The organism is Rhodococcus sp. NPDC055024 (assembly GCF_053608585.1).
Window position 1 is genome coordinate 292,059 of the sequence record NZ_JBSGVT010000006.1, and the last position, 26,474, is coordinate 318,532.

The 26,474-nt window shown below is 62.8% G+C and carries 25 protein-coding genes; 4 read left to right on the forward strand and 21 right to left on the reverse strand.

Annotated features, from left to right (window positions below; translation table 11 throughout):
- Positions 1-6: 6 nt before the first annotated feature.
- From ACWF6P_RS15770 to ACWF6P_RS15825, 12 genes are all read right to left on the reverse strand, one after another.
- The gene (locus ACWF6P_RS15770) at positions 7-534 is read right to left on the reverse strand and encodes a twin-arginine translocation pathway signal (protein ID WP_452621603.1); all 528 of its coding nucleotides are present in this window, start codon (positions 532-534) and stop codon (positions 7-9) included.
- On the reverse strand, positions 531-1,301 hold the full coding sequence (locus ACWF6P_RS15775; protein WP_452621604.1) for a hypothetical protein: 771 nt from the start codon (positions 1,299-1,301) through the stop codon (positions 531-533). Before ACWF6P_RS15775 ends, ACWF6P_RS15770 begins: the two co-directional genes overlap by 4 nt.
- Entirely contained in the window at positions 1,301-2,695 is a 1,395-nt protein-coding gene (locus tag ACWF6P_RS15780) for an MCE family protein (protein ID WP_378547763.1), read from the reverse strand. The genes ACWF6P_RS15775 and ACWF6P_RS15780 overlap by 1 nt, the downstream gene beginning before the upstream one ends.
- On the reverse strand, positions 2,692-3,939 hold the full coding sequence (locus tag ACWF6P_RS15785; protein ID WP_452621605.1) for an MCE family protein: 1,248 nt from the start codon (positions 3,937-3,939) through the stop codon (positions 2,692-2,694). The genes ACWF6P_RS15780 and ACWF6P_RS15785 overlap by 4 nt, the downstream gene beginning before the upstream one ends.
- Positions 3,939-5,243, reverse strand: coding sequence for an MCE family protein (locus ACWF6P_RS15790; protein WP_452621606.1), 1,305 nt, complete (start codon positions 5,241-5,243; stop codon positions 3,939-3,941). Before ACWF6P_RS15790 ends, ACWF6P_RS15785 begins: the two co-directional genes overlap by 1 nt.
- Positions 5,240-6,298 carry an MCE family protein gene (locus ACWF6P_RS15795; RefSeq protein ID WP_378535244.1) on the reverse strand — a complete coding sequence of 353 codons (1,059 nt, stop codon included), beginning with the start codon at positions 6,296-6,298 and terminating at the stop codon, positions 5,240-5,242. Before ACWF6P_RS15795 ends, ACWF6P_RS15790 begins: the two co-directional genes overlap by 4 nt.
- Positions 6,295-7,314, reverse strand: coding sequence for an MCE family protein (locus ACWF6P_RS15800; RefSeq protein WP_452621607.1), 1,020 nt, complete (start codon positions 7,312-7,314; stop codon positions 6,295-6,297). The genes ACWF6P_RS15795 and ACWF6P_RS15800 overlap by 4 nt, the downstream gene beginning before the upstream one ends.
- The gene (locus ACWF6P_RS15805) at positions 7,314-8,498 is read right to left on the reverse strand and encodes an MCE family protein (RefSeq protein ID WP_378448970.1); all 1,185 of its coding nucleotides are present in this window, start codon (positions 8,496-8,498) and stop codon (positions 7,314-7,316) included. Before ACWF6P_RS15805 ends, ACWF6P_RS15800 begins: the two co-directional genes overlap by 1 nt.
- 11 nt (positions 8,499-8,509) lie before the next feature.
- Complete coding sequence (locus ACWF6P_RS15810) at positions 8,510-9,361, reverse strand: MlaE family ABC transporter permease (RefSeq protein ID WP_283307006.1); 852 nt, start codon at positions 9,359-9,361, stop codon at positions 8,510-8,512.
- Positions 9,362-9,425: 64 nt separating this feature from the next.
- Positions 9,426-10,190 carry an MlaE family ABC transporter permease gene (locus ACWF6P_RS15815; protein ID WP_003945687.1) on the reverse strand — a complete coding sequence of 255 codons (765 nt, stop codon included), beginning with the start codon at positions 10,188-10,190 and terminating at the stop codon, positions 9,426-9,428.
- A gap of 513 nt (positions 10,191-10,703) precedes the next feature.
- Positions 10,704-11,621, reverse strand: coding sequence for a 3-oxoacyl-ACP reductase (locus ACWF6P_RS15820; protein WP_317551499.1), 918 nt, complete (start codon positions 11,619-11,621; stop codon positions 10,704-10,706).
- Positions 11,622-11,730: 109 nt separating this feature from the next.
- On the reverse strand, positions 11,731-11,922 hold the full coding sequence (locus ACWF6P_RS15825; RefSeq protein ID WP_007734330.1) for a ferredoxin: 192 nt from the start codon (positions 11,920-11,922) through the stop codon (positions 11,731-11,733).
- Between the two features lie 265 nt (positions 11,923-12,187).
- Between ACWF6P_RS15825 and ACWF6P_RS15830 the strand changes: the two genes are divergently transcribed.
- The 3 genes from ACWF6P_RS15830 to ACWF6P_RS15840 all read left to right on the forward strand — a co-directional run bounded on the left by ACWF6P_RS15830 (position 12,188) and on the right by ACWF6P_RS15840 (position 16,196).
- Positions 12,188-13,369 carry an acyl-CoA dehydrogenase family protein gene (locus tag ACWF6P_RS15830; RefSeq protein WP_003945878.1) on the forward strand — a complete coding sequence of 394 codons (1,182 nt, stop codon included), beginning with the start codon at positions 12,188-12,190 and terminating at the stop codon, positions 13,367-13,369.
- Between the two features lie 12 nt (positions 13,370-13,381).
- Complete coding sequence (locus tag ACWF6P_RS15835; protein WP_452621608.1) at positions 13,382-14,503, forward strand: acyl-CoA dehydrogenase family protein; 1,122 nt, start codon at positions 13,382-13,384, stop codon at positions 14,501-14,503.
- Positions 14,504-14,564: 61 nt separating this feature from the next.
- Positions 14,565-16,196: a long-chain-fatty-acid--CoA ligase gene (locus ACWF6P_RS15840; RefSeq protein ID WP_452621609.1), complete on the forward strand. Its 1,632-nt coding sequence runs from the start codon at positions 14,565-14,567 to the stop codon at positions 16,194-16,196.
- A gap of 9 nt (positions 16,197-16,205) precedes the next feature.
- Here the strand turns inward: ACWF6P_RS15840 and nagB are convergent, their stop codons facing one another.
- Genes nagB through ACWF6P_RS15885 form a run of 9 tightly spaced genes read right to left on the reverse strand, consistent with a single transcriptional unit; the run spans position 16,206 to position 24,568 of the window.
- Positions 16,206-16,985, reverse strand: coding sequence for a glucosamine-6-phosphate deaminase (gene nagB, locus ACWF6P_RS15845; RefSeq protein ID WP_452621610.1), 780 nt, complete (start codon positions 16,983-16,985; stop codon positions 16,206-16,208).
- An 11-nt stretch (positions 16,986-16,996) separates the two neighbouring features.
- Positions 16,997-18,166: an N-acetylglucosamine-6-phosphate deacetylase gene (locus ACWF6P_RS15850; RefSeq protein ID WP_452621611.1), complete on the reverse strand. Its 1,170-nt coding sequence runs from the start codon at positions 18,164-18,166 to the stop codon at positions 16,997-16,999.
- Positions 18,163-18,846 (reverse strand): SGNH/GDSL hydrolase family protein, encoded by a 684-nt coding sequence (locus ACWF6P_RS15855; protein WP_452621612.1) that lies wholly within the window; start codon positions 18,844-18,846, stop codon positions 18,163-18,165. The genes ACWF6P_RS15850 and ACWF6P_RS15855 overlap by 4 nt, the downstream gene beginning before the upstream one ends.
- A 5-nt stretch (positions 18,847-18,851) precedes the next feature.
- Positions 18,852-19,559, reverse strand: coding sequence for an N-acetylmannosamine-6-phosphate 2-epimerase (locus ACWF6P_RS15860; RefSeq protein ID WP_452621613.1), 708 nt, complete (start codon positions 19,557-19,559; stop codon positions 18,852-18,854).
- Positions 19,556-20,485 carry an ROK family protein gene (locus ACWF6P_RS15865; RefSeq protein ID WP_452621614.1) on the reverse strand — a complete coding sequence of 310 codons (930 nt, stop codon included), beginning with the start codon at positions 20,483-20,485 and terminating at the stop codon, positions 19,556-19,558. Before ACWF6P_RS15865 ends, ACWF6P_RS15860 begins: the two co-directional genes overlap by 4 nt.
- A 1-nt stretch (position 20,486) precedes the next feature.
- Complete coding sequence (locus ACWF6P_RS15870; RefSeq protein WP_452621615.1) at positions 20,487-21,416, reverse strand: dihydrodipicolinate synthase family protein; 930 nt, start codon at positions 21,414-21,416, stop codon at positions 20,487-20,489.
- A gap of 46 nt (positions 21,417-21,462) precedes the next feature.
- The gene (locus ACWF6P_RS15875; RefSeq protein ID WP_452621616.1) at positions 21,463-22,521 is read right to left on the reverse strand and encodes a Gfo/Idh/MocA family protein; all 1,059 of its coding nucleotides are present in this window, start codon (positions 22,519-22,521) and stop codon (positions 21,463-21,465) included.
- Positions 22,518-23,513, reverse strand: a complete 996-nt coding sequence (locus ACWF6P_RS15880; protein ID WP_452621617.1) for a Gfo/Idh/MocA family protein — start codon at positions 23,511-23,513, stop codon at positions 22,518-22,520. Before ACWF6P_RS15880 ends, ACWF6P_RS15875 begins: the two co-directional genes overlap by 4 nt.
- Positions 23,510-24,568 carry a Gfo/Idh/MocA family protein gene (locus tag ACWF6P_RS15885; RefSeq protein WP_452621618.1) on the reverse strand — a complete coding sequence of 353 codons (1,059 nt, stop codon included), beginning with the start codon at positions 24,566-24,568 and terminating at the stop codon, positions 23,510-23,512. The genes ACWF6P_RS15880 and ACWF6P_RS15885 overlap by 4 nt, the downstream gene beginning before the upstream one ends.
- 275 nt (positions 24,569-24,843) lie before the next feature.
- Here ACWF6P_RS15885 and ACWF6P_RS15890 point away from each other — a divergent pair, with 275 nt between their 5' ends.
- Positions 24,844-26,469, forward strand: a complete 1,626-nt coding sequence (locus tag ACWF6P_RS15890) for an ABC transporter substrate-binding protein (RefSeq protein WP_378448958.1) — start codon at positions 24,844-24,846, stop codon at positions 26,467-26,469.
- The last annotated feature ends 5 nt before the right edge of the window (positions 26,470-26,474 follow it).

Below are 26,474 nucleotides of genomic sequence, written 5' to 3' on the forward strand. Positions count from 1 at the left end.
GTCTGATCAGAAGGGTTGGACGTTGTTCACGAGCCAACGCCCGTCCTGCTTCTCCAGGCTCATCTTGACGCGACTGCCACTGGCGACGGCTTCGGGCGACTCAGAAGACGTGGTGATCTGATTGAGGAACAGCATCGTCGTCGCACTGTCGGCCTCGGCGTCGAGAACCGCGGCGCCCTGCACGACGACCTGAACGGTCAGCGACTTTTCCTTGGCGCCCGGAATGATCATCGATTCGATCAGATTGGTGAACGTGCCCTGGAAATCACCCGTCAAACCATCTGTGGCCGCATGCAACTGCTGGTCGACGTTGTTGTAGTCGTACTGGAACATCGCGACCGCCTGGTCGGAAGAAGCCTGCGCCACTTCGTCTCTGGTCTGATCGATTGCTGCGGTGTCACGCGTTCCGCCCGGACCGAAGTAGAGAATGGCCGATACTGCCGCCAGCGCGATGGCCACTGCACTGACCACACACAGAACGATGGCCAGCGGTGAGACGCGCTTGGCCGTCTCTGGGACTTCTTCTGGGGTCATGGCACAAACTCCACATTCGAGGCAAGCAACTGCCCGTCGACGTCGCACATGGTGATTCTGAGTCGGTAGTTGCGTTCGGCAGGCGCTTCGTCGCCGTTCTTCTGCATTGCTCGCACCGCGACAAGGGAAGTCCCGCAATCGCCGTCGGACTTCTCGAACCCGGCCTCGAGCACCTCGCCGTCGGTCTGAACTCCGGCCTGCCCTAGGACGTTGACAAACGAATCCTTACGTCCGTCGAACTGCGACTTGAACTCGTCGGTGGTGCCGGCGAGGAACTTGTCGAGGTCGGCGGCCGCTGTATCCGCATGCAGCGTCGTCAGATTCAGTGCGGTGGTCCGGGCTCCGGCGACGTAGCGCGCTCGGTCCTCGTCGGCATTGGACGCCTTGTTTCGATCGACGAGGAGAAACACCGTCAGGGCAGCAAGAGCAATGGCGATCACCGAAGCTACGGCGATCCCGACTACCAGCCCGGCCTTGGGCTTGGGCTTGTGCTCGGAACGAGCTGGAGTGGTGAAACTTTCGCCGGCCGTGACGGTTTCCGAGCCACTGCTGACGACCTTCTCAGGTGGAGTATCGGTCTTGCCCAGAGAAACTGGGACCGCCGGCTTCTGTTCGGCCGGCTTCTGTTCGGTCGGCTTCTGTTCGGCTGGTTTCTTTTCGGTGGGCACTACTACCGCGGCAGCGTCTGCATCCGCACCCGTGGGTCCGGCGCTGCGAGACGCGCGACGGCGCACCCGCTGCCCGGCCTGTGGATCTTCGTCTGTCATCAACCCTGCTGACCCTTCATGAACTGTTCGAGACTGACGTCGCCGCCACCGAGGTTCGGTTGCGAGTACGTCCTTCCGTCCGGCCCGATGTACTTGCCTGTAATCGGATCGTACCGACGCGCCGAGACCGAAGGCGTCGACGTGTACGAGCTCGGGGTCGCGGTTATCGGTTCCGGAGGCCCGGATTGCGGGTTGGTGCCCATCGGTACGTAGCCGGAACGGCACTGCTCGACCGTCGGCGCACGACGTCCCGGATACTCCTCGCAGGGAAGGTTTCTCGCGCCGCGCACCGCGATCGGCGAATCCTGGGCAACCTGGCAGAACAGATCCGACGGCGTCTCGATCGGTGATTCGTCCTTCGGACTGCGCCACTGGTCTCCGGGTAGGAATCCCGTTGTGCACGGCGGCGGGTCGTTGACCTCCATGTGGAAGTCCACCAGCGCGCCGTCCGCAGCCGGACCGGAGCCGGCCACCGTGACCAGCGCTGCGGCCAGCGGCGGGTAGATGACCAGAATCTGCTCGATCGCGTTGTTGTAGATCACCCCGACCTGTCCGACGGACACCAGGTTCGCCAGAAGAATCGGCAATGTCGGCTGCAAGTCTTGCAGAAGAGTATTCGCTTCCGCGGCAGCTGCCGGGCCCTTCTGGATGACGGCACGCAGGTCTGGGTCGCTGGCTCGGAGCTGGTCGGTGAACGTCACCAGATTGCTTGTCCAGGAACGGATGGCGTCGCTGCTGACCACCTGAGTGTCCAGGAGTGGACCGGCTTGCTCGATCAACGTCTTGGTCGCGTCGGAGTTGTTGTTCGCCTCCTCGACGAACAGCCGAGCCGAGTCGATCAGCTTCTGCAGATCCGGGCCGGCTCCGTTGAACGCCTTGAAGGATTCGTCGATGACGGTCTTGAGTTTGGTGTCGGAAATGCTCTGCAGCAACACATCTGCCTGGTCGAGCATCGCGCCGACATCCTGCGGGATGCTGGTTCGGTCTTCGGGAATCACCGATCCGTTCTCGAGATGACCGTCCACCACGATCGCACCGGAACTGTCAGTGTGCGGAATCAGATCGACAAACTGCTCGCCGATCGCCGACACACTCTTGACTGCTGCGTCGACGTCCGAGGGCACCTTGACGCCACTCTCGAGAGACAGACGCGCGTTCACTCCCGTCTCCGAGAGCTCCACCGCGTTCACGACGCCGATGGTCTGACCGCGGTAGGTGACGTTCGAGTTCTTGTACAGTCCACCGGTGGCGGGCAATTCGACGGTGACGTCGTACCGGCCGATACCGACCATCGCGGGAACACGCACGTACTGAGTGGCCATCACGATCAATCCGACGACCGTCAAGACGGCGAAGATGATGAGCTGGATGCGGACGAACTTTGTGAGCATCATGGTGCCGGTGCCCCCTGAGGAAGTCCTGGAATGTTGATCGGCGGAAGTCCCGGAATCTGAATGGTATTCGGATCCGCTGCCGGAGTCTGTCCTGCGGGAGCCTGTCCGGTAGGGGCCTGTGCGGGCGGTGCGGCAGGCTTGAGCGGATCGCTCAACGGGTTGCCTGTCTGTCCGGCCAGCCCAGCCTGCTTACCCAACACACCTTCCGGTCCGGAGAGCGTTCCGGCCAACGGAGTTCCGGTGAGGAAGTTCGCGTCCAGTCGGGGCAGCGAGATATCGATGGTCATGGCCAGGTTGGCGTAGTCACCGCGAATGACGTTGTCGATTCCGTTCTGTGGGAACGGGAACGTCAAGAGGACTCCGAGAACCTGGGTGAGAGCGTTACCCGAATCCGCCAACGCTTTCAGAGTCGGCGACAGCGCGCGAACGTTGGTCGCGAAATCGTCACCGCTCTCCTGGATGACGCGACTCGCCACCTCGCTGAGACCACCGAGGGAGGTCAAGGCGTTGGTGATGTCCTGACGCTGAGCGACAAGAACCTCGAGTGCCGGCGGAATACCTTCGAGCGCTTTGTTCAGGGTGTCGTGCTGGGCCTGGACCGTCGAGGACAGTCGATCGAGTCCCTCCATCGCCGAAACGATGTCGCCTCGTTGCTTGTCCAGGCTGCCGACCAGCTGATCGAGCTGAGGCAGGAGGTCGCGAACGGAATCTTCACGCCCACCGAGAGCGGCGTTGAGTTCCTTCGTGATGTCCTGCACCTGAGCGAGACCGCCGCCGTTGAGCACCACCGACAGCGACGACAGCGTCTGTTCCGTCGTCGGGTAAGCGCCTGCCCGCTCGATCGGAATCAGGTCACCGGCTTCGAGTCGGCCCTCGGGCTCCTCCCCTACCGGCGGCGCCAACTCGATGTGCTGAGAGCCGAGCAAGCTGGTCTGACCGATTTTTGCCGTCGCATTGGCCGGCAACTGGACCTCGGGGTTCAGCGACACCGTCACCAGAGCGTGCCAGCCTTGAACCTCGATGTTCGAGACGCTTCCCACTGCGACGTCATCCACCCGGACGGGCGAATTCTGCGACAGCGTAGTCACGTTCGGCATCTCGATCTGAACCTCGTACGCTCCTTCGCCCCGGCCCTGAGTGCCTGGCATCGGCACCGAGTTGAGGCCGTTCCATTCACAACCGCTGGCGCCGAGAGCCACTGCTGTGGCCAACACGGCAACCGTGGTCTTGCGAGCTACCCGCATCAGTTCCCTCCGCCCATGTTGAAGAGTTCGGCGAGATCCTTGGGAACACTCGTCATGGGAGCACCTGACATCGGTCCTGCGACGGTTTCCGGCTGATTCTGACTTGCCGCTTGCAATCCCGGTTCGGTGTAGACGATCTGGTCCGGGAAAGCCTGCACGCCCGCGACCGGGTTGAACAGGAATCCGGGGTAGTTGCCGATCATCGTGCTGAGCACCGGGCCGAGGTACTGCTTGCACAGATCAGCACTGTTCTGGGAGTTACCACTGTCGATGCCTTCGATGGAACCACAGATCCACTGGATCGGATTCTTGAAGTTACTCAGTGCAATTGCGCCGGTCATGCTGCCCTGCGCCGGCTTGTAGATCTGGTAGAAGTTGGCCAGCGAGGTCGGTCCGGAGTGCAGAACCTGCTCGATCTCGGGGCGCTTGTCCGTCAGTACCTGGGTGGCATCAGCCAGACGCGCGACCGATTCGCTCAGTCCCTCGCTGTTGTCCTTGACGAACCGCTGAACGTCGCCCACCGCCAGGTCGAGATCGCTCAGTGCGGTGCCCAACTCGTCGGAGCTGCTCGCGAGAACGCTTGTCACCGAGGCGAGATGACCACTGAACTGCACGATCTGCTCGTTGCTCGAGGACAATGCAGTGACGAACGCCTGCAGGTTCCGAATGGTGGAGAACAAATCGGTCCGGCCTTCGGACAGCGTGTGCATCGTGGCGGAAAGTTCGCGCAGCGTCGACCGAATGGACTCGCCGTTGGCGTCGAGATTCGTTCCGACGGTGTCGATAAATCGTCCGAGGGAGCCCTGATCGTCCAGCCCTTCCGGTCCGAGTGCGTCCGACAGTTTGGTGAGCTCGGTCTTGATCTCGTCCCACTCCACCGGTACGGCGGTGCGCTCGATCGGGATCTCGCCGCCGTTGGGCATCTGCTCCCCGCCGGAATACACCGGGGTCAATTGCACGAAACGTGCGGACACCAGGCTTTGAGCAACGATGAGCGCCTTGGCATCTGCCGGAACGTCCACGCCCGAGTCGATCTTCATCTCGACGTAGGTGTCCCGATCACGCGGTTCGATCTTGGTCACCTTGCCGACGTTGACACCGAGCACCCGCACGACGTCACCCTCGTAGAGACCGGTGGTCGAGACGAAGTGCGCGGAGATCTTGGTCTTGTCCAGGCCTGGGATGAAGAGGTATGCCGCTCCGGCCACGAGCAGAGCGACCAGCACACCCGCGCCGATCAGCACCCACTTCTTGCGTGAGTTGGTGGAGCCTTGTGAGTCCCGTGAATCCAATGTCTCGGTCATTCTCCCGGCCCCCTGATCGTCGGAGGAAGACCGGGGAAGAAGTCTTCCAGGTCGCCCGGGACCTGCTCGGGCGCGACGCTGGTGTCCACCAGGGTCTTCCACCAGTTACTCGGCAGAATGTTGATGATGAAGGCGTCGAAGAACGGGCCGCTGGCCACGGTCTCACCGAGCGCGGTGATATACGGTCCGAGGCCGTCGAGCGCCCCGGCGATGTTGTCCTTGTTCTGCTGAAGAACCTCGGCGACGGAATTCAGTTTCTCGAGGGTCGGTCCCATCTGGGCTTCGTTCTCCTGCACCAGCGCTGAGAGTTGGCGTGAGACTGCGCCAGTATTGACGATCAGTTCGCTGATCGCGTCACGCCGCAGGCTCAGTTCGGCAAACAGCTTGTTGCCGTCGACAAGCAACGAATCGATCTGACCGCTTCTGTCGGAGAGGATCTTTGTGACATCTTCGGCCCGCGAGAGCAATTGGAGCAGGCTTTCGTCGCGCGAGTTGATGCTCTGCGAGAGCCTCGTCATTCCGTCCAATGCGGTGCGAAGTTCCGGCGGGGTATCGGCCAGCGTGTCCGAGATCGCGTTGAGCGAATCGTTGATCTGTTCCGTGTCGAGTTCGGACACCGTGGTCCCGAGGTCGCCGAGCGCGTCGTTGAGCGAGTACGGGGAGTTGGTGCGTTCGATCGGAATCGGCGTATCCGTACGCAACAGTCCGGATCCTTCCGGCCGTACCGCCAACGACTTCCGGCCGAGCACCGTGTTGGTCTTGATGTCGGCAGCCGTCTGCTCGCCCAGGGCGACACCGTCCTGAACGGTGAAAGTGACCAGTACCTTCTGGTCGTCGAGTTCGACGTCGCTGACCTTGCCGACATTCACGCCTGCCATGGTCACGTTGTCGCCGGCGACCAGGCCGCCGGCATCTTGGAAGTACGCCGAGTAGCGAATGCCGCCGTTGATGAACTGGAGTTGATCGTATTGAAGTGCGGCACCGACGGTTGCCACCGCCAGTACGAGACCGATGACACCGATCTGTACAGGATTGCGTTCACGGGTAGGGGTCATGAGACTTTTGCGCACCTTCCCGTGTCCTGGACTGCCGTGGGCAAGATGATCGTCGTTCCGTCAGGTCCGGAGAACTTGAAAGTGTTGGCGCACAGATAGAACTGGAAGAACGCTCCGTACGTGCCCACTCGGATCAGCTTCCGGTAGTCGGACGGCAGACGACCGAGAGCGGTGTTGATGTCGTCCTTGCCGAGGTCCAGCTGCGTCATCGTTCGGTTGGTCTCTCCGATCAGGGTCTGGATGTCCGGACGTGTCGCCTGCAGCAACGACGCGAGATCTCCGGTAGCACCGGCGATCTCGGTGATCGAGTTACCGATCGGGCCACTGTCCTTCGCCAATCCGCTGACCAACTGCTGGAGCTGATCGATCGTGGTGGAGAACTGATCACCCTTGTCGTTGATCGTGCCGAGTACGTCGTTGAGGTTGGTGATGACGTCCCCGATCAGCTGATCTCGGTCCGCCAGCGTACTGGTGAACGAACTGGTGTTTCCCAGAAGCGAAACCAACGTCCCGCCCTGGCCTTGGAGTACCTGGAGCAAAGCCCCGGAGAGGTCGTTGACCTGCTGGGGGTCGAGTGAGCGCAGCAGTGGCTTGAACCCCCCGAGCAGCAGGTCCAGATCGAGAGCGGGTGAGGTCTGGTCGACCGGAATGGATCCACCTGACGGCAGCGTCTCGGTGGAACCGGCGCCCTCGAGCAGTTCCATGTAGCGATCGCCCACCAGGTTCTCGTAGCGCACAGTCGCTTTGGTGCTCTTCATCAGCGAGTACTGGGTGTCGACGTCGAACTCGACCTCGGCCTGGTTGGAGTCACCGATGGACACTCCGGTCACCGACCCGACCGGAACACCGGCGATACGTACCTTGTCGCCGGACTTGAGGCCCGAGACATCCGAGAAGGTGGCGTGAAATCCGTTGCTGCTGCTGAAACGCACCTGACTGAAAACGATCGCCAGTCCGGCGAAGATGACCGCCATGACGACGGTGAAAATCAGCAGCTTGACCGTGGTCGGTCTCATCACTTCCCGTCTTCCTGCTCGTAGGAGTCACCGAAGAGGTACTGGAAAATGGTCGGCACGGTGACGCGCAGTTCGGTGTTGGGAACGAAGGGCACGTTGCCGGTGTTGGTGACTGCGAACGGGGCATGCCCGTCGACCTTCGGATCGAATTCGGGCAGACCGTAACAATTGGGTCCGCCGGAGGCCGCGACCTTGGGAAGAGATTGCGGGTTCTGGTACGCCTCGGCGCCGTACATGAAGCTCGCGCTGAGCATGAGCGCCGCTTTGTCGCCGGTGCCGGCCAATGGCTCGAACTTGATCCGGCCGTCGTTCAAGCCGACGATGAAGCACGTCAGACCCGACGAGTACTTGTCGAGGAGGGTCGTCGTCGCGGTCAGAGTGTCGAGGGCGGTGGTCAGGTTCTGTTCGTTGTCGGTCAACAAGGCGTTGCCGGTGTTCGCGAGGCCGGTGACGTTGAGCAGCAGCAGGTCGAGGTTCGCCTGTTCCGCCACGATCGATCCGCTTGTCGCGGTGGCGTTGTCGAGGATGCGCATCAGATCCGGCGCCACGTCGGCGTACAGGTTGGTGACATCGGCGGCTCCGACCAAGTCTTCCTGTAGCTGCGGCAGAACCGGATTCATCTTCTTCAGGTAGGTGTCACCGAGCTCGAGAACCTCGCCCAGCGACTCGCCGCGCCCGTTGAGCGCAGTGGAGATCGCGCCGAGCGTGGCGTTGAGCTTCTCCGGTTCGATCTTCGCGAGTACGTCCGAAAGATGTTCGAAGACACTGTTGAACTCGACGGTGACGCTGTCCGAGGCAATGACGGCACCCTCTTGGATCGGCTGCGTCGAGGGATCGTCGGGAATCACGATGTTGACGTACTTCGCACCGAACACCGTGGTGGTCTTGATTTCCACCCGGGCATTCGACGGAATCTTCGACATCTGTCCCGGATCCATCGCCAACTTCAGGTTTGCCTGGTCGCCGACGAGTGAGATCGATTCGACGCGGCCGACCTGCACTCCGCGCAGCTTCACCTTCGCATTCGGTTCCATGACCAGACCGGCGCGCGAGGACGTCACGGTGATGGGCGTGCTCTTGGTGAACCCACCCGAGAACATGGTCAGGGCAACGGCAACGATCGCCACGAGTCCGAGGACCAGGCCGGCTGCGGCCAACTTCTTGTGCCATCTGGGTACGGTCATCGCTTGCCCGCCTATCCCGACAGGTTGAAGTTGCCGGACCCGCCGTAGATGGCGAGTGAGATGAGCAAGGTGACCGTGACGACCGCGATCAACGAGGCGCGCACTGCGTTACCCACCGCGACGCCGACGCCCACCGGGCCACCGGTTGCGTTGAAGCCGTAGTAGGTGTGGATGAGCATGACGGCCAGCGCCATGACTATCGCCTGAGCGAACGACCACAGTATGTCCGTGGGTATCAGGAAGGTCGTGAAGTAGTGGTCGTACACACCGCCGGACTGGTTGTAGAGGAACACCGTCGCAAAGCGGCTGGCGACGAACGACGCGATCACCGCCAGTGAGTACAGCGGGATGATGGCGATCATGCCGGCCATGACGCGGGTGCTGACCAGATACGGAATCGACGGGATCGCCATCGTCTCCAGGGCGTCGATCTCTTCCGATACGCGCATTGCGCCGAGCTGCGCGGTGGAACCGGCGCCGATGGTCGCGGCGAGGCCGATTCCGGCGATGACCGGCGCCGCGATGCGAACGTTGATGAAGGCGGCGAAGAAGCCCGTCAGTGCTTCCACACCGATGTTGCCCAGCGAGCTGTAGCCCTGAACGGCGATGGTTCCACCGGTGAACAGTGTCAGGAAGCCGACGATCACGACGGTGCCACCGATGACGGCGAGCGCGCCTGTACCCATGCTGATCTCGGCGATCAGTCGCAGAGTTTCACGCGGATAGCGCATCAGCGCTTTGGGAGCGTGACCGAGAGCCTTCGCGAAGAACAGCGCTTGATCACCGATGCTGTCGATACCGCGAGAGATCGATCCGATCTGTCGACGTGTGCGCGGGAAGCGTCCCGCTGCGGCCAACGCCATCAGATCTCCTCCCGTCCGTCGTTTGTCGTTCTGTCCACTTCGGTCTCTCCGACTGCCGTGTGCCTCATCCGGCCGTCAACTTGATACCGATGGTCGTGATGAGCACATTGACGACGAAGAGCGCCATGAACGCGAACACGACGGTCTGGTTGACCGCGTCACCGACGCTCTTGGCGCCGCCCTTGACGTTGAGTCCGAGGTAGGCCGCAACCAGACCGGCGATCATGCCGAACAGTCCGGCTTTGACCATGGAGAGCATGAGCTCACCGAATCCGGTGAGCAGCGTGATGCCGTTGACGAAGGCGCCGGGGTTCACGTCCTGGATGAACACGGAGAAGACGAAACCGCCGAGGATGCCGATGGTGCAGACAAGTCCGTTGAGGAGCAGTGCCACTCCCGTCGACGCGAGCACCCGGGGAACGACCAACCGGTGGATCGGATTGATACCGAGCACCTTCATGGCGTCGATCTCTTCGCGAATGGTTCGGGCCGAGAGGTCCGCGCAGATGGCGGTCGCGCCGGCGCCGGCGACGATCAGCACGGTGACGATGGGTCCGACCTGCGTGACGGTACCGAGCGCGGCTCCGGCACCACTGAGGTCGGCTGCACCGATCTCACGCAAGAGAATGTTGATGGTGAAGCTGACCAGCACCGTGAACGGGATTGCGACCAGCACCGTCGGCACCATCGAGACTCGGGCCACGAACCAGGCCTGATCGATGAACTCTTGACGCTGGAAGGGGCGGGAGAAGACTGCCCGCAAGGTTTGGGCGGACATCTGAAAAAAGCCACCGACCGCTCGTAATGGCACCTCGACGAGGTCTACCATTCGCCCTCCTCGTCCTTGGTTGCCGCAGTACTGTCTGTTCTCATAGTCCAGCCCCCGACAGCTTGTGACTCAGGTCATATTAACTAGAACGTGTTCACCTGTCAAAAACAAGTGTCCAACTCTAAGAATTAGCCTCGCGGCGCCGAACCGAAACCCGAAGATCCGGAACGAGGAAAGCATCTCTTTTTGGTGGGATTCTCGCCGAAATATCCTGGAAATTAATACTTTTGACTGATCCGCACTTCTCGGCCCCGGGACCGAAATTCGGCTTTCGATACTTGCCCCGGTCGCCGGGTCGATGCGATATCGCACCGCTCATGGAAATGCAAAATTGGAACACAGTCCAGTTTTTTCGAGACCGTTGGTCTCATTGCAGAACGCAGGCAGAGCACCGCGCCCACCGACTCGTGAACACGCTATTTCTACCAAGAACTGGACACGTAGAGCCGTTTATGTGCGAACAACGGCTCTACGTGTCGCGGACGCTGATCAGCCCAGCGCCCTGCGCGCCGATCAGCCCAGCGCTCGCAGGGCCGCTGACGCCGAGAACATCTTTGCCGGGTCACGGTCTGCGAAGTAGTCACCCATCACCGCGGACAGGGCTTCCGGAGACCAGGAATCTCCGTCTGCGTCGAACCTCTGCTCGACGACGGGCGCAGCCATCAGCGCAACCATCGGGCCGTACACCACGAATACCTGGCCGTTGACGGCGTCGGCCGCCGGTGACGCCAGGTACGAAACGAGCGACGCCACGTGCTCGGGTGAGAGCGGATCGATACCGTCGGTCGGTGCGTCACCGAACACGCCTTCGGTCATCGACGTCCTCGCCCGCGGGCAGATCGCGTTGGCGCGAACGCCGTAGCGCGAGAGCCCACGTGCGGCCGACAACGTCAGCGCCGTGATTCCGGCTTTTGCAGCGCCGTAGTTGGGCTGCCCTTCCGGTCCGAGGAGGCCCGCCTCCGAAGAGGTATTGACGATGCGCCCGTACACCGGCGCACCGGCTTCCTTGGATTTCGCCCGCCAGTAGGCAGCGGCGTTGCGGCACAAGAGGAAATGGCCTCGAAGGTGAACCTCGAGTACCAGATCCCAGTCTTCGTCGGACATGTTGAACAGCATCCGGTCACGCACGACACCGGCATTGTTGACGACGATGTCGACACTGCCGAACTGCCCCTGCGCTGCTTCCATCAGTGCATCCGCAGTGGAACGCTCACCGACGTTGCCTGCCACGAATTCGACCTTGGCGCCGAGGCCGCGGATCTCCTCGAGCGTTGCTTCGACGGCCTCGTTCGGTGCCAGGTCGTTGACGACCAACGACGCACCGGCCTTCGCCAGACCGATGGCCTCGAACTTTCCGAGCCCCGATCCGGCACCGGTCACGATGGCGACCTTGCCTTCGAGACTGGTTTCTGGGCTGTTCACAGCATTCATCGAAGCGCTCTCCCGGTTCTCTGCGGTCGTGTGTCGAGTTACCCGGCTCGATTGCCGTGACCCACGAGTTCGCAACTTTAGAACGTGTTCTTATTTTGGGCAACCATCGTCACGGATGTTCGGTCAGCGCCGCGCGCGGGCATTGAGCGATCGCGGAACGGACATCCTCCCAGCGATCCTCCGGCGGGCGCACAGAACTGATCACGAGTTCCTCGTTGTCGTCGAGGTCGAAAATATCGGGTGCGATCCCGACGCACACACCGTTTGCCTCGCAACGGTCCAGATCAACCCTGACCTCCATGGCGATTCCTCTTCTCTACTCACAACTACTGACTCGAACACGGATACGAAACGAGTGCCGCAGGGCTGTGCCGCACACCGTTCCTGGCGATAACACTAGAACCTGTTTCAGTCGTGTGCAATGATTCGAAAAAGTACCGAGAACGGACGTCGAACGATCCGCCGGAGACGGCGAGGGCGCCCCTTGTCGCCGATGTACGCATCGATAGAACCTGTGTCAATCGAATGGTTGGCGCTTTGATTCGTATCTCTATGGAGAGGTAACCATGCACATCACCTACACCCCTGAGCAGCAACAGCTCCAGGAGGAGTTGCGTGCCTACTTCGCACAACTGATGACTCCCGAGCGGCGTGAAGCACTCGCCGCCACGACGGGTGAGTACGGCGAAGGCAATGTGTACCGCGAAGTCGTCGCGCAGATGGGCCAGGACGGCTGGCTCACCCTGGGTTGGCCGAAAGAGTACGGCGGACAGGAACGCTCCGCGATGGACCAGCTGATCTTCACCGACGAAGCTGCCATCGCCGGTGCGCCCGTGCCGTTCCTGACGATCAACTCCGTAGCACCCACAATCATGCATTTCGGCACGGACGAGCAGAAGGCCTTCTTCCTGCCCAAGATCTCCCGCGGTGAGCTGCACTTCGCGATCGGGTACTCCGAGCCCGAGGCCGGTACCGACCTGGCGTCGCTGCGCACGTCGGCCGTCCGCGACGGTGACGATTACGTCATCAACGGGCAGAAGATGTGGACCAGCCTGATCCAGTACGCCGACTACGTGTGGTTGGCATGCCGAACCGATCCGGAAGCCAAGAAGCACAAGGGAATCAGCATGCTGATCGTCCCCACCACGGCAGAAGGCTTCTCCTACACCCCGGTTCACACCATGGCCGGTCCCGACACCAGCGCCACCTACTACCAGGACGTACGGGTCCCGGCGTCGTCGATAGTCGGTCAAGAACACGGCGGCTGGGCACTGATCACCAATCAGCTCAACCACGAACGCGTTGCGCTCACCTCGGCCGGACCGATTCTCACCGCGCAGCGCGAGGTCCGCGAGTGGGCACAGAACACCAAACTGCCCGACGGCCGACGCATGATCGACCAGGAATGGGTGCAGATCAATCTGGCGCGTGTACACGCCAAAGCCGAGTACCTGAAGCTGATGAACTGGGAAATTGCCTCCGCAACCGACCACGCTCCCGGTCCGGAGGCGGCGTCGGCCAACAAGGTGTTCGGTACCGAATTCGCCACCGAGGCTTACCGCTTGCTGATGGAGATCCTCGGATCCTCCGCCACGATCAGGCAGAACTCCCCCGGCGCTCTTCTGCGCGGCCGCATCGAACGTATGCATCGTTCTTCGCTGATCCTGACGTTCGGCGGCGGTACCAACGAAGTGCAACGCGACATCATCGGAATGACAGCTCTGCGGCTTCCCGCATCGAAGCGATAAGGACCCACGATCATGGAATTCACCCTTACCGAGGCCCAGCAGGACCTGTCCGGCCTGACACGATCCGTCGTCACCGAACTGGTGACCAACGACCGTCTTCGTGAACTCGACGCCGCCGAAGACCGTTTCGACGCCATCTTGTGGAACGCTCTGGCCTCGGCCGGCGTTCTCGGCGCGGCGTTGCCGGAGTCGGTCGGCGGAGACGGATTCGGTGTCCTCGAGCAGTGCAGCATCCTCGCCGAACTCGGACGCGGCGTCGCAGCCGTTCCGTTCCTGACGTCCATCGTCGGGTCCGCCGCAGCGATAGCGGAATTCGGCTCGGACAAGCAGCGAGACGAATGGGCGAGCGCTGCCGCCGCCGGCGAGAAGATACTCACCGCGGCCCTCGCCGAGGAATACAACGACGACCCGGCCCACCCGATCACGCGCGCGGAGAAGACGGCTGACGGTTGGCGGATCGACGGTGCCAAGATCACCGTCGACAGTGCCCCGCTGGCAGATCTTTTCCTGGTCCCCGCGATCACCGAGGACGGTGTCGCGGTCCTCCTCGTCGAACCGTCGGACGCAGGCGTGAGCGTCACCAGGCAGTCGACCACCGATTTCTCGAGTGCGGGTCTCGTCGAATTCGATTCGGTGCAGATCCCGGCCGATCGTGTTCTCGGCTCGGTTGCCCAGGGATCCGACATCGCAGCATGGATCGTCGAACGAATCCAACTCGGTTCGAGCGCCTACCAGTACGGGGTGCTCGATCAAGCGCTGAAGCTGACCGCCGAATACGCCACCGAGCGTGTGCAGTTCGGTCGTCCGATCGGTAGTTTCCAGGCTGTCGCCCAGCGCCTCGCCGACGGGTACATCGACGTCAAGGGCGTTCGTCTGACGCTGTGGGCTGCCGCGTGGCGACTGAGCGAAGGACTTCCGTCCGACGGCGCTGTACAGACGGCCAAGTTCTGGGCTGCAGATGCGGGACACCGTGTCGGGCACACTGCGGTTCACGTTCACGGCGGTGTAGGTCTGGACGAGGACCACCCGGTTCACCGCTACTTCCTCGCTGCCAAGCATCACGAGTTCCTGCTCGGCAGCGCCACCGATCAGCTACGGGCACTGGGCAGGGAACTCGCCGCAGTCCCTGCCTGAACGAGTCCCACCGAGTGGAAATCCATGACCCGGTCCGAGACGAATCGATGATGATGCAGCTATGAGTCAGAGCCCCACTGTTTCCGATCTACTCCTCGGAGTCAGCGAGATCGACGACCGCGGCATCCGTTTCGAGGACCAGGTCATCTCCTGGCGCGAGCACGTTCAACGCTCGTTCGATCGAGCAGCGCTGCTGGACACGCTGCTCGATCGAGCGCGACCCAGGCATTTCGGTCTTCTGATGGAGAACGTCCCCGAGTTCTCACTACTGCTCGGCGCGGCATCGTTCTCGGGTTCGGTTGCAGCCGGACTGAACACGACCAGGCGCGGACCGGCACTGGCGCGGGACATTGCGCTCTCCGACTGCCAGGTGATCTTCACCGAGAACAACCAGGCACACCTTCTCGACGACGTCGATCTCGGTGGCGTCCGGGTGATCAACGTGGATTCTCCGGCCTGGACGGAGTTGTTGGCACCCTTCGCCGATACGCCGGCCTACGCGTCGACGGCGCAGCCCGACGATCTGTTGATGCTCATCTTCACCTCCGGAACCAGCGGTGATCCCAAAGCGGTTCGCTGCACGCACCACAAGTTGGCCTCGCCTGGGGTCATGCTTGCAGATCGCTTCGGCCTCGGCGCCGACGACGTCGTCTACATGGCGATGCCCATGTTCCATTCCAACGCCATGATGGCGGCGTGGACGGTCGCGCTGCACGCTCGCGCGGGAATTGCCATGCGACGCAAGTTCTCCGCTTCAGGTTTTCTGCCCGACGTTCACAAGTACGGGATCACGTACTCCAACTACGTCGGAAAGCCGTTGTCCTTCATCGCGTCCACCCCCGAGGTGCCGAACGAGCGGGACAACACCTTGAGGATCATGTACGGCAACGAGGGTTCGGCTCCCGCCGTCGCCACCTTCGTCCGACGTTTCGACGCCCGCGTCATCGACGGATTCGGTTCCACCGAGGGCGGCATTTCGATCTCCGCCGCACCGGTTCCGCGGACCGGTGCCCTCGGACTGCTCCCGGACGGCGTCAAGATTCTTGATCCCGAGACCGGAGCACCCTGCCCGCCTGCAGTCTTCGACGCCGACGGCCGGATCACCAACGCCGACGAGGCAACCGGTGAACTGGTCAATGTCACCGGTCCAGGCACGTTCGCCGGGTACTACAAGAACCCGGAAGCCGACGCCGAGCGAATGCGCAACGGCCAGTACTGGAGTGGCGATCTGGCGTACACCGATGGCGACGGCTACGTCTACTTCGCCGGCCGCAGTTCCGGTTGGCTACGAGTGGACGGCGAGAACATCGGCGCCGCACCCATCGAACGCTCCCTGGTCGGTTACCCGGGCTTCGCGCAGGTTTCCGTGTACGCGGTCCCCGACAGCGACGTCGGCGACCGCGTCATGGCGTCGGTGATTCCGGTCGGCGACGTCGACAATTTCGACCCGGTCGCGGTGGCCGAATACATCGATTCCCGGCCGGAACTCGGGCCGAAGCAGAAGCCGACCTTGATCCGCGTCTGCAGTGAGTTCCCGCGAACGGCAACGTTCAAGGTGGTCACCCGAACGCAGAGCGCCGAACGCTGGAACACCTCCGATCCGGTGTGGATCCGCCGGCGCGGTGAAGCCGACTTCCAATTGCTCACTCCCGAAATGGCACTCGGCCTCGAGAAGACGCGAGAGTCGGTCTAACCCGATCGGTCAGTAGGGCTGAGCAAGCGGTTTGTGCGCCGACACCGTTTTGTAGAACTCGGTGAGCCGAAGCTGTGATGCCGCTGCCTCGTCGATTACCACCGTCGCGTGTGGATGCAGTTGGAGGACCGATGCCGGGCACACCGCGGCCAGAGGCCCCTCGACGGCAGCGGCAATCGCAGCGGCCTTGTGCTCGCCGGTCGCGATCATCACCAGATGATTTGCTTCGCAGATAGTTCCGAGTCCCTGGGTGATCACGTGCCGTGGTACGTCGCCCGGGCTGTCGAAGAACCGGGCGTTGTCGGTTCGAGTCTGTTCGGTCAGCGTCTTGACCCGGGTCCTCGAATTCAGCGAGGACGTCGGTTCGTTGAAACCGATGTGACCGTTGCCGCCGATGCCCAGAAGTTGAACGTCCACCGGACCATTCGACGCAATCGCACGGTCGTAAGCTGCCGCGGCGGCAAATGGATCCGGTGCGGTTCCGTCGGGGCTGAATACTCTTGCCGCGTCCAGGTCCAGGTGATTCACCAGCTCGGTTCGGATCACCTGGGCATACGACTCCGGGTGGTCTGCGGGTAGGCCGACGTATTCGTCCAACAGGAATGCCTGCAGGCCGGCGAAACTCAAACCGTCGTCGCGGTGTCGACGCGCGAGTTCGCGGTACACCGAGAGCGGTGACGATCCTGTCGCCAGGCCCAAAGTCCTTGCGCCTGAATGCACCGCGTGCTCGAAGATGTCGGCAACAACAGTGCCGGCCGCCTCTGCACTGTCGACAATGACAATTTCCATCGGTTGATTCCTCAGCTTTCGGTGTAGTTCGTGAGCCAGGTTCCAGCGGCCATGACGGCGCGGGTTTCGAGTTCGGGACCGGTGACGATCAGATCGGCGCGGCAACCCGGCACGAGATCGCCGACGATTCCGGCCAGCCCCACCAGCGAAGCAGGCGTTGATGTCGCTGCGATGACGGCCGAAAGCAGATCGACGCCTGCGTGATTGACGGCTCTGCGGACTATGTCCATCAACCGACTCGTCCCGCCGGCGATGGCCGTGTCCCCCTGGCCGGCCAATCGCGCCACACCACCGACCACGTCGACGGCGAGTGGTCCGAGTGGGTAGCGGCCGTCGGGCATTCCGGCGGCAGCCATCGCGTCGGAGACCAACGCGATCTGATGCGGACCGACCAGGTCGAACACCGTCGCCACCGTCTCGTCGGCCAGATGTACTCCATCCCCGACCAACTCGACCACCATCTGTCCTTTCGCGGCCGCGGCAAGACATGCCGCCACGGCGCCGGGAGCGCGATGATGCATCGGCGCCATTCCGTTGAACAGGTGAGTGGCACTGAGCGGTGCATGCGCCGAGTGTGCGATCGAACGTGTCGCGATCGGGTTGGACGCATCCGTGTGTCCGATACTCACGACGGCCTCGTGACGCTCCAGCAACGAGGCAAGTTCGTCGAAGTGTGCTGTCTCGGGAGCGATCGTCATCGAGCGGATGTGCCCGCGGCCGGCTTCGAGCAGCGACTCCAGCACGGCAGGGTCGCCATCGCGGATGCTGTCGGGATCCTGGGCGCCGCAGCGCAGTACCGAGAGGAACGGACCTTCCAGGTGAATTCCGGCCAACGTGCCCTTGTCCACCAGTGTCGCCAGGAGTTCGATGCGACTGCGCAGGATCTGCGGCGGCGCGGAGACGAGAGAGCCGATCACCGAAGTTGTGCCGTTCGTCCGATGATGATCGGCGGCCACGGTTGATCCGACCTCGTCCGCCTCGGGGAAACCGAAACCACCGGCGCCGTGGCAGTGAACGTCCACGAGTCCCGGGATGATCGTTGTTCCCGGCGCTGCTCGCTCGGGTATCGGGTCGGTTCGCTGTGAAGCTGGTCCGGCCCACACCACACGATCACCGGAGATCTCGACGACTCCGTCCGAAAGAAGTCGACCACCGGTCACCAACTGTCCACGAAGAATCACGACATCACCTTCGGTACCACGGGAACCTCGGTATCCGCGATCGACAGCTCGCGAAGCACCGCGTCCGCGAGCACATAGTGCCCGTGCTCGTTCGGATGGAACGCGTCGGCCAGGAGTGCCGGCGGTGGGCCTTCGGGAGAATGGGCCGACCACTGTGCGTAGTGGTCGACGAACACCACGCGCGTCGAGACTGCTACTTGCCGCACGACCTCGACGTACCGAACCAACCCCGCTCGGGTGGGAGCGTTCTCGACGTCGATCGGTGGCGGCGTCTGCAGAATCGGGACCGCACCGATCGCGCGCGTCCGGAAGATCGTGTCCGAGAGATCGTCTCGAAACCGATCCAGTCCTTCTTCGCCGTCCAAGGCGTCATTCGTTCCGAGCATGATCAACACCACCGAGGGTTCGAACACTTCGATGCGGTGCGCGAAACCCGCACGCACATCGGAGGATCGGTTGCCGCTGACTCCGGTGTTGACCAGGATGTGGTTGAACAAGGAGAGTTCACCGCGGATGCGCTCGGCGCAGTGTTCGACGTAGCTTCGGTGGCCGTCGGTGTGCGTCAATCCCTGAGTGATGCTGTCGCCGGTGAAGACCCATCGGATCGGCGTCGAGGAGTCGCCGAGCAAAGCCTCGAGTCGAATCCGTTCAGCAGTCGTGGACTTCAGAGCCTTCGACATCGGGGTCATCCCCTCTGCCTTTCAGCGCTCGACACTGCCGCTGCGAACTTCGACGTGATGAACGCCGGATCCGTGATTGCAGTTCCGACAACCACCGAGTCTGCACCCAGGGCGATGGCGCGTGCCGCATCCTCCGGGCTGTGGTAGCGCCCTTCGGCGATGAGGATCGCATCTGGAAGTGACTGCCGCAGTTCGGAGATCAGCTCCAGGTCCGGACCTTCCAGCCGTCTGCTGTTCTCGGTATATCCCGCGAGTGTGCTGGAGATGATGTCGGCGCCCGCCGCGGCGGCAGCGATGCCGTCTTCGACGGTTCCGCAGTCTGCCATGACGAGACCGCCGCGATCATGGACCGCGGCGACAGTGTCGGCAAACGTCAGCCCGTCCGGACGAGGTCGCAGTGTGGCATCGGCAGCCACGATCTGTGCACCGGTATCGACGACTTCGAGAGCTGATTCCCTTGTCGGCGTGATGAACACACCTTCCGTGCCGATTTTCGTCAAACCGATCACCGGCACCTTCACGGCAGACACGACTGCGGCTACATCCGGGGTTCCACCCACACCGCCGCAGCGGATCGCCACTGCTCCGCCGTCGACCGCGGCGCGGGCCATCCTCTCGATGGTCCCGGTGTCACGTAAGGCATGGCCGTGTCCGGCCTGACAGGACACGATCAGCTTTCCGCTGATGATCGTGAGCAACTCTTCGACAGTCACGGTGTTACCTCGATTCGTGTTGCGGCGGCCAGGAGCGCAGCACCGACGAGCGGCGCATCGGTACCCAAACGGGCAGGAAGAATGGCAGTTTCGGTTATGGGACCCATCGCTTCCACCCGGAAAGCGGACGTCAGAGGCGACAGGAGGTCCGCTCCGATCTGAGCTGCGCCGCCGCCGACGACGATCACCTCGGGATCGAATGCGGTGGCGACCCCGGCCAGAACGCGACCCAGCAGAGTACCGGCGTCGGTGATCACGGCACGGGCGATCGGATCGCCGGAGTGCATGAGTGCCACTACTTTCTGCAACGGTTGAGTGGGCACACCCGCCCGCGCTGCGTACTCGGCCGCCATCGCCGGGCCAGAGGCGACTGCCTCGAGGTGATCGGTTCTGCCGCAACCGCAACCTATCGCCCCGGAGACCGGAACCAACAGATGGGCAAGCTCTCCGGCTGTTCCGTGGGCACCGTGGTACAGCTGACCGCCCACGGTCAACGCGCCACCGATTCCGGTACCGATCGAGACGAACAGTGCAGAGGTTCGACCGCGACCGGCGCCGATCATGTTCTCGCCGTGGGCCATCGCGCGCACGTCGTTGTCCACCGTCACCGGTAGGCCTGAGTGCGCCTCGAGTTCTCCGCGAACCTCGGCGCCACTCCATCCGGACAGAATGTCGGAGGCGAAGACGACGCGGCCACGCACCCGATCGATGATTCCCGGTGCACCGACTCCGATTCCGGCTACCGTGTGATTCGCCCTCAGACGGTCGATCAACGCGGTAGCGGTCCCGAGAACGGCTTCTCTACCCGCCGTCGGTGTTGCCGCACGAACGGTGTCGATCACGTCTCCGTCGGACGTCACCACCGCAGCAGCCACTTTGGTGCCGCCGATGTCGATACCGATCCATCGCTTCTGCCCAGATGTCATGTCAGAGGAGCCCGGACCGTTCGAGAACGACCTTGATCGTTGCGGTCTCGGACTCGTCGAGCGAGAGCATCGGGGCACACATCGTATTGCCGGTGATGACGCCGCGCAGGGCCAGAGCCGTCTTGAACGCGCCCAGACCCGCGGCACCGGCGCTGACGCGACCCGGCGTCGGCGCCTCGACGATGGAGAACAGATCGGTGAGTCGATCCTGTTCGGCCTTCGCCGCGGCCCAGTCTCCTGCCTGCGCAGCGCGCCACAGTCGCACGTAGCCGTGCGGGTCCACGTTGGCCAGGCCGGGCACTGCGCCCGAGGCACCCATCAGCAGGCATCCGTCGACGACTACCTCGTGCCCGGTGAAGACGGCGAAGTTTTCGAGCCCGGCCGACTGACGGAGCAACATACGGAAACTGACGTCGTCGCCGCTCGAATCCTTCACGCCGGCGATGACCCCCTCGCGGCCGAGCTCGACCAGCATGGCCGGGTTGAGTTTGCTGTGGACGCGAACCGGAACGTCGTAGGCGAACAGCGGAAGATTCACTGCGGCGTGGATGGAGCGGAAATGCGTTGCCGTCTCGGCTGCATCGGTGATCGCGTAGAACGGCGCCGTCGCGACGATGGCATCCGCACCCGCTTCGCGCGCCTGCTCGGCGACGGCAATGACCCGGTTGGTGGTCATGTCGTTCACTCCGACGAGGACCGGTACCTGGCCGCCGACGTGACCGATGGCCGTCTGCACCACCTGGGCACGCTGAGCGTCGGTGAGGTAACCGACCTCGCCCGAGGAACCGAGGACGAACAAGCCGTCGACTCCGGCTTCGATCTGCAGTGAGAGCAGACGTTCGAGGGACTTGGTGTCGACCTCGCCCTCGAGCGTCAGGGGTGTGACGATCGGCGGGACGATTCCGCTGAAGGTAGTGGTTTCCGTGCTCATGGGGTCTCCATATGTTGGTTGTCGGATTGAGTTGTGGGTGCGGCTGTCAGGGAGAAACGGAGACCGGCTGACCGCTCGAGGCGGACAGATAGGCAGCATCGATCACGCGCATCGACGCGCGGGCGTCTGCCACGGTGTAGTCGGGTGCGGTCCGTGTGGGAAGTCGATCGAGCACGTGAGAGAGAAAGCTCGACACCGCGTTGTCGGAACCGAAGCCGCCGATGGGTAGTGCGGTCACGTCTCCCGAGGACGCGAAGTGGGTCACCGCGGGTTTGTCGTCGTCGGAACTCGCGTATCCGTGGGAGCCGAGGACCCGAACCGTCGCGGTATTCGCGCCGAAACCCGGTGCTGCGGGAATTCTTCCGACGGTCACCGTCGCGGTGACGCCGTTTTCCAGGGCGAGCGAGATCAACGCCGTGTCTTCGACGCCGAACTGCTCGTGGGCCCCGCCGTAGAGAGTGCTCATTTCGGCATATACCTCGGTGACGTCCAAGCCGGTGAGGTACCTGAGGTAGTCGGCGGCGTAACCGGCGAAGTTCATAACTTCTCCCCCGCCTGACAGCGCGGGATCCACTACAAGTTCGGGACGCTCCACCGAGGTCGCGAAATGTGTTCCGCTTGCGAGGAACTCGATGTCCACGTGGCGCGGCAGTCCGAGATTTCCGGCGTCGATCCATCGGCGCAGTCGCCGGAGCGCAGGTGAATGAGTGCGGTTCACCACCGTGCAGATTCGCCCGTTCGACCGTGCGGCTTGCTGAACCGCCGCTGCCTCCGCCTCGTCGATGCCCACCGGCTTGTCCACGAGGACGTCGAGTCCCGCGTTCAATGCGGCAATCGCAAGCCGTGCATGCCTGGTCGGCTCACTGCAGATGATCGCCAGGTCTATCCGTTCGGGGTCGAGCAGCTCGCCGAGTTCGTCGATCCACTCGATGTCTGCGGCCTTTGCCATCGCGATTCCGTCCTCACGAATCCAATCGGGAACCGAGGATTCGTCGGAGGCCCCGACCAGGCTCACTCGAGGATCGGAACGCAACAGGTCCGCATAGGAGCCGGCATGCCTGACGCCGCTGACAAATCCGACGCGGATCGAACCGGTGCCGGTCATTGGTTTTCTCCGATCGAGACAGCGCGGCCGGTGTCGAGCGATTGCTGGGCAGCGACGGCAGTCGCGAGAGCTGCACGCACCTGCCAGTTCTCGACTATCGGGGTCGCGGAACCGTCGAGAGTGGCGATCCAGTGGCGCATCTGATGCGCCATCGCATCTTCGATCGACGACGGCGGCGCGTTGGTCGTGTCCGTCATCAGTCCCGGGTCGTCTCCGGTGTCGTGCGCGAGTGTGCCGGAAGTTCCGGACACCACGATCCGGCGCACCATCTTTCCCGATTGTGGTAGTGCGTACGCTAATTCGATGAGTGCCAGTGATCCGTCCTCGAAGCGGACAGTCAGATGGAAGCTGTCGTGCACGGGCATCCCCGCCGCGAAAGTCGGAAAACTACGAGCGAACACGCGGATCGGACGACGACCGATCAGCCACGTCACCAAATCGAGTGCGTGAGTTCCGTTGTGAACGGGGTGACCACCCGAGCGGGCCTTGTCGTGTTGCCAGCCTCGCCAACCTCCGGGCCAGACGTGCCCGGTGTACCAACTGAGGTGGATCAACCGGGGGTCGCCGATGGCGCCTCGAGCAACCGAGTTTCCGATCGAGGTGATCGACGGCTGGAATCGTACGGTCTGTCCGACCATCAGTGAGGTGCCGCGACCTTCGGTGGCCTCGACCATGGCGTCGAAGTCCGCGACTGTCAGCGCGGCCGGCTTCTCCACGTGCACATGCTTTCCCGCGCGGCCGGCGGCGATCGTCACCGGCGCGTGGTCGGGAGTGGCCCCGACGACGTTGACCGCGTGGACCGTCGGGTCTGCAAGAATCTTCGCCAGATCGGTACTGGCCTTCGCGCCTGGAGCCAACGCCGCGACCGATGCCGCCCGGTCCATGTCACTGCCGAATACGTAGGCGACTTCGACCGACGGAATGCGCGCCAGAGCGCTGACGTGGTCCCGCGCGATTCCTCCGCTGCCGATGACGGCTACGCGCACGGTCACTTCGCACGTCCCGACAACGCTGCCGGTTCGCCGCCACCGAGTCGTACCTGTTCGGCGACGACGAGTGCGCGTTCGCGTGCGTATGTCAACGGTGAGTGGGGATCAGCCTCGCCGTCGAGAACTGCTGCCATCTCGTCGATTTCGTGGCGAATCGCAGCCTGCATCCACAGCGAGGATCCTCCGTTGCCCGAGTTGTACTTCTGCGTCCTGCTGGCGGAGTCGATCAAGGATTGATTCTCGGCGTCGACGTCGAAGATCGGCCACGACTCTTCGACCTGTCCCCCGCGCAGTCGGCTGACCCGGCCGGTGTGGAAGTCCGCGTGAACCGAGCCTTCGGCGGCATTGACCGTCAGCTCCCAGGAAGAGGTGTGTGAACGCGTGGAGATGGTGTGTCTGCCGATCGCGCCGCCGGCAAACGAGACCACAGTGTTGCGGAAGCCGTCATCCGCCGTGGCGATGCTCGACACGGCAGTCACCTCGCCGCCGAGCCAGCACATCAGGTCCAGTTCGTGAATTTCGTGAGTCAGTTCTCCACCTGTTCGACTCTTGTCGAGCTTCCACCACTGTGGATCTGCGCCGCCGGTGTCGATCCATCGTGAGCGCGACGCTTCGATGGCAGCGACCTCCCCGAGTTCCCCCGAAGTCAGCAGGTCCGCCAGCCGTCGTACACCCGGCATCATCCGCATGATGTGCCCGACCATCAACGGTGAACCGCTCGCGTCGGCGCTCGCAATCATGTTGTGCGCATCGACCAGTTCGACGGCGAGTGGCTTTTCGACAAAAACTGCCTTGCCGTGTTCGAGTGCTGCGATGGCAGGTTCTGCGTGCGCGTGATTGGGCGTTGCGACGACAACGAGGTCCACGTCCGGGTGGGCAGCCACCGCGTCGTGATCGTCTGTCGGGATTGCCGAGAACTCCGCGGCGACGTCCTTTGCCCGCTCGAAGTCGCGGTCACACAGCATCGCCAGTTCGAAACGTGGATGGGCAGCAAGCTCGCGAGCGAGGGAACTACCGAAGAATCCGCAACCGACCACACCGACTTTGTATCGGGTCATGAAGTCTCCAAAGATTGGATGAGGGATGTCCTATGTTATACGGCCAGCGCCATCGGCCGTCAATTCGAGGTCGGTAACACAGTCTTCATCTATGCAGGTAGAGGCAGTATTTCTGCGTCGAAACCCGCCGAAAGGCGAAGTTGGGCGACGCGAGTTCAGAAGATTCTCTAGACGCTTTCTGATCCACAATGTAAGTTACGCAACATCGGACGTCGAACATAGGACATCCCCTATCCACTCGCCTTGATGTCCCGCTCCCCGCCTTGGAGGCCGCCTTGAAGAACGAACGACCGCTGAGCTCCGCGTTCACCCGCCGAGACCTGTTCCGGTACACCGGGCTGTTGGGAGCTGCAGCAGGTATCACCGCGACTCTCGCAGCCTGTGGCGGCGGCCCGTCGTCGACCTCGGTTGTCGGCGGTTCCGCGAGCACCGGCGATCTGACCACCGCCATCGGATACGGAAACGACCAGAGCTTCGACCCGATGCAGACTGCATCCGGTTTCCTCATGGCAGCCGTCAACCACGTCTACGAGGGCTTGCTCGAAAACGATCCCGGCACCGGTGAGACGTATGCGGCGCTCGCACAGGCTGTCCCGACCGACGCCACCGCCTCGAGCTGGACCATGAAGATCCGCGAAGGCGCAACCTGGCACGACGGCACTCCCGTCACCTCGGACGACGTCGTCTTCACCTTCGATCGCATCCTCGATCCGCAGCAGAATGTACTGATCCGCTCCTTCTTCTCCTCCTGGTTGCAGTCCGTCACCAAGGTCGACGACCAGACGGTGACCCTGAACTTCAACTACCCGTTCAGCGCTGCCGCGCAGCGTCTCTCGATCGCCAAGATCATGCCCAAGCACGTCTTCGACGGGCATTGGGACGAGGCCAAGTCCGGGGCGCTCGTCGTCGGTTCCGGTCCGTACAAGCTCAAGAGCCATACTCCCAAGAGCAACACCGCTTTCGAGGCTTTCGAGGCGTACAACGGGCCGCGTCCGGCCAACTTCGCGACCATGAACTGGCTGTCCATCGTCGACACCTCCTCACGCATCGCACGAGTCTCGGGTAACAATGCCGGTGCACAACTCGCCGACAACATTCCTGTCGCCAACGTCCCCACCCTCACCTCCGGTGGGCGCACCGTCGAGGGCAACCCGGGCATGAACCTCATGTACCTGCTCTTCGACACCACCCAGGCGCCGTTCGACGACGTTCGCGTTCGCCAGGCGATGTTCTACGCGATCAACACCCCGAAGATGATCGAGATCGCCCTCGGTGGCAAGGCAGCACCGGCCTCGAGCTACCTGTACGAGCGCAACCCCGACTACGCGCGAGCGTCGACGGTCTACTCCTACGATCCGGACAAGGCGCGCTCGCTCCTCGCTGCCGCCGGCGTCAGTGGTCTCGACCTGACGCTGCTCTCCACCAACGTCAGCTGGCTGGCCGACTGCTTGCCGACCATCAAAGAGTCTTGGGATGCAGTCGGATTCAACACGACGCTCGAACCGCAGGACACCAGCGCCATGGTCAGCAAGCTCAACAGCGGCCAGAAGTTCCAGATCGCTGCCGGTACGTCCAACCCGCAGGCATTCGGCAGCGACGTCGACCTGCTGGTCCGCTACACGTACAGCAAGGGCGGCCTGTGGACGAAGACCTACGCCAAGTGGGACGACACCCCTGAGGCGCAGAAGATCTACGCCACCATGGACGAGGCCACCCGCGAGACCGACCCGGCCAAGCGCAGCACCCTCGTGCAGTCGTACCTGAACCAGATCGCCGAAAACGCCGTCTACTACCCGGTTCTCCATCAGGAACTCCTGACGGCGTGGGATCCGAAGAAGATCGCCGACGTCACTCCGCTGCCGTACCCCGGCGTCAACTTGCTTCAGGCGAAGCCGGCCTGACACCC

Coding starts and splice junctions, on each gene's coding strand:
- ACWF6P_RS15775 (WP_452621604.1), bottom strand. CDS start 1,301: ATGACAGACGAAGATCCACAGGCCGGGCAGCGGGTGCGCCGTCGCGCG.
- ACWF6P_RS15825 (WP_007734330.1), bottom strand. CDS start 11,922: ATGGAGGTCAGGGTTGATCTGGACCGTTGCGAGGCAAACGGTGTGTGC.
- ACWF6P_RS15795 (WP_378535244.1), bottom strand. CDS start 6,298: ATGACCCCTACCCGTGAACGCAATCCTGTACAGATCGGTGTCATCGGT.
- nagB (WP_452621610.1), bottom strand. CDS start 16,985: ATGGAAATTGTCATTGTCGACAGTGCAGAGGCGGCCGGCACTGTTGTT.
- ACWF6P_RS15790 (WP_452621606.1), bottom strand. CDS start 5,243: ATGACCGAGACATTGGATTCACGGGACTCACAAGGCTCCACCAACTCA.
- ACWF6P_RS15780 (WP_378547763.1), bottom strand. CDS start 2,695: ATGATGCTCACAAAGTTCGTCCGCATCCAGCTCATCATCTTCGCCGTC.
- ACWF6P_RS15815 (WP_003945687.1), bottom strand. CDS start 10,190: ATGGTAGACCTCGTCGAGGTGCCATTACGAGCGGTCGGTGGCTTTTTT.
- ACWF6P_RS15830 (WP_003945878.1), top strand. CDS start 12,188: ATGCACATCACCTACACCCCTGAGCAGCAACAGCTCCAGGAGGAGTTG.
- ACWF6P_RS15870 (WP_452621615.1), bottom strand. CDS start 21,416: ATGAGCACGGAAACCACTACCTTCAGCGGAATCGTCCCGCCGATCGTC.
- ACWF6P_RS15810 (WP_283307006.1), bottom strand. CDS start 9,361: ATGGCGTTGGCCGCAGCGGGACGCTTCCCGCGCACACGTCGACAGATC.
- ACWF6P_RS15785 (WP_452621605.1), bottom strand. CDS start 3,939: ATGCGGGTAGCTCGCAAGACCACGGTTGCCGTGTTGGCCACAGCAGTG.
- ACWF6P_RS15885 (WP_452621618.1), bottom strand. CDS start 24,568: ATGACCCGATACAAAGTCGGTGTGGTCGGTTGCGGATTCTTCGGTAGT.
- ACWF6P_RS15855 (WP_452621612.1), bottom strand. CDS start 18,846: ATGTCGAAGGCTCTGAAGTCCACGACTGCTGAACGGATTCGACTCGAG.
- ACWF6P_RS15840 (WP_452621609.1), top strand. CDS start 14,565: ATGAGTCAGAGCCCCACTGTTTCCGATCTACTCCTCGGAGTCAGCGAG.
- ACWF6P_RS15770 (WP_452621603.1), bottom strand. CDS start 534: ATGACCCCAGAAGAAGTCCCAGAGACGGCCAAGCGCGTCTCACCGCTG.
- ACWF6P_RS15820 (WP_317551499.1), bottom strand. CDS start 11,621: ATGAATGCTGTGAACAGCCCAGAAACCAGTCTCGAAGGCAAGGTCGCC.
- ACWF6P_RS15865 (WP_452621614.1), bottom strand. CDS start 20,485: ATGACATCTGGGCAGAAGCGATGGATCGGTATCGACATCGGCGGCACC.
- ACWF6P_RS15835 (WP_452621608.1), top strand. CDS start 13,382: ATGGAATTCACCCTTACCGAGGCCCAGCAGGACCTGTCCGGCCTGACA.
- ACWF6P_RS15800 (WP_452621607.1), bottom strand. CDS start 7,314: ATGAGACCGACCACGGTCAAGCTGCTGATTTTCACCGTCGTCATGGCG.
- ACWF6P_RS15805 (WP_378448970.1), bottom strand. CDS start 8,498: ATGACCGTACCCAGATGGCACAAGAAGTTGGCCGCAGCCGGCCTGGTC.
- ACWF6P_RS15875 (WP_452621616.1), bottom strand. CDS start 22,521: ATGACCGGCACCGGTTCGATCCGCGTCGGATTTGTCAGCGGCGTCAGG.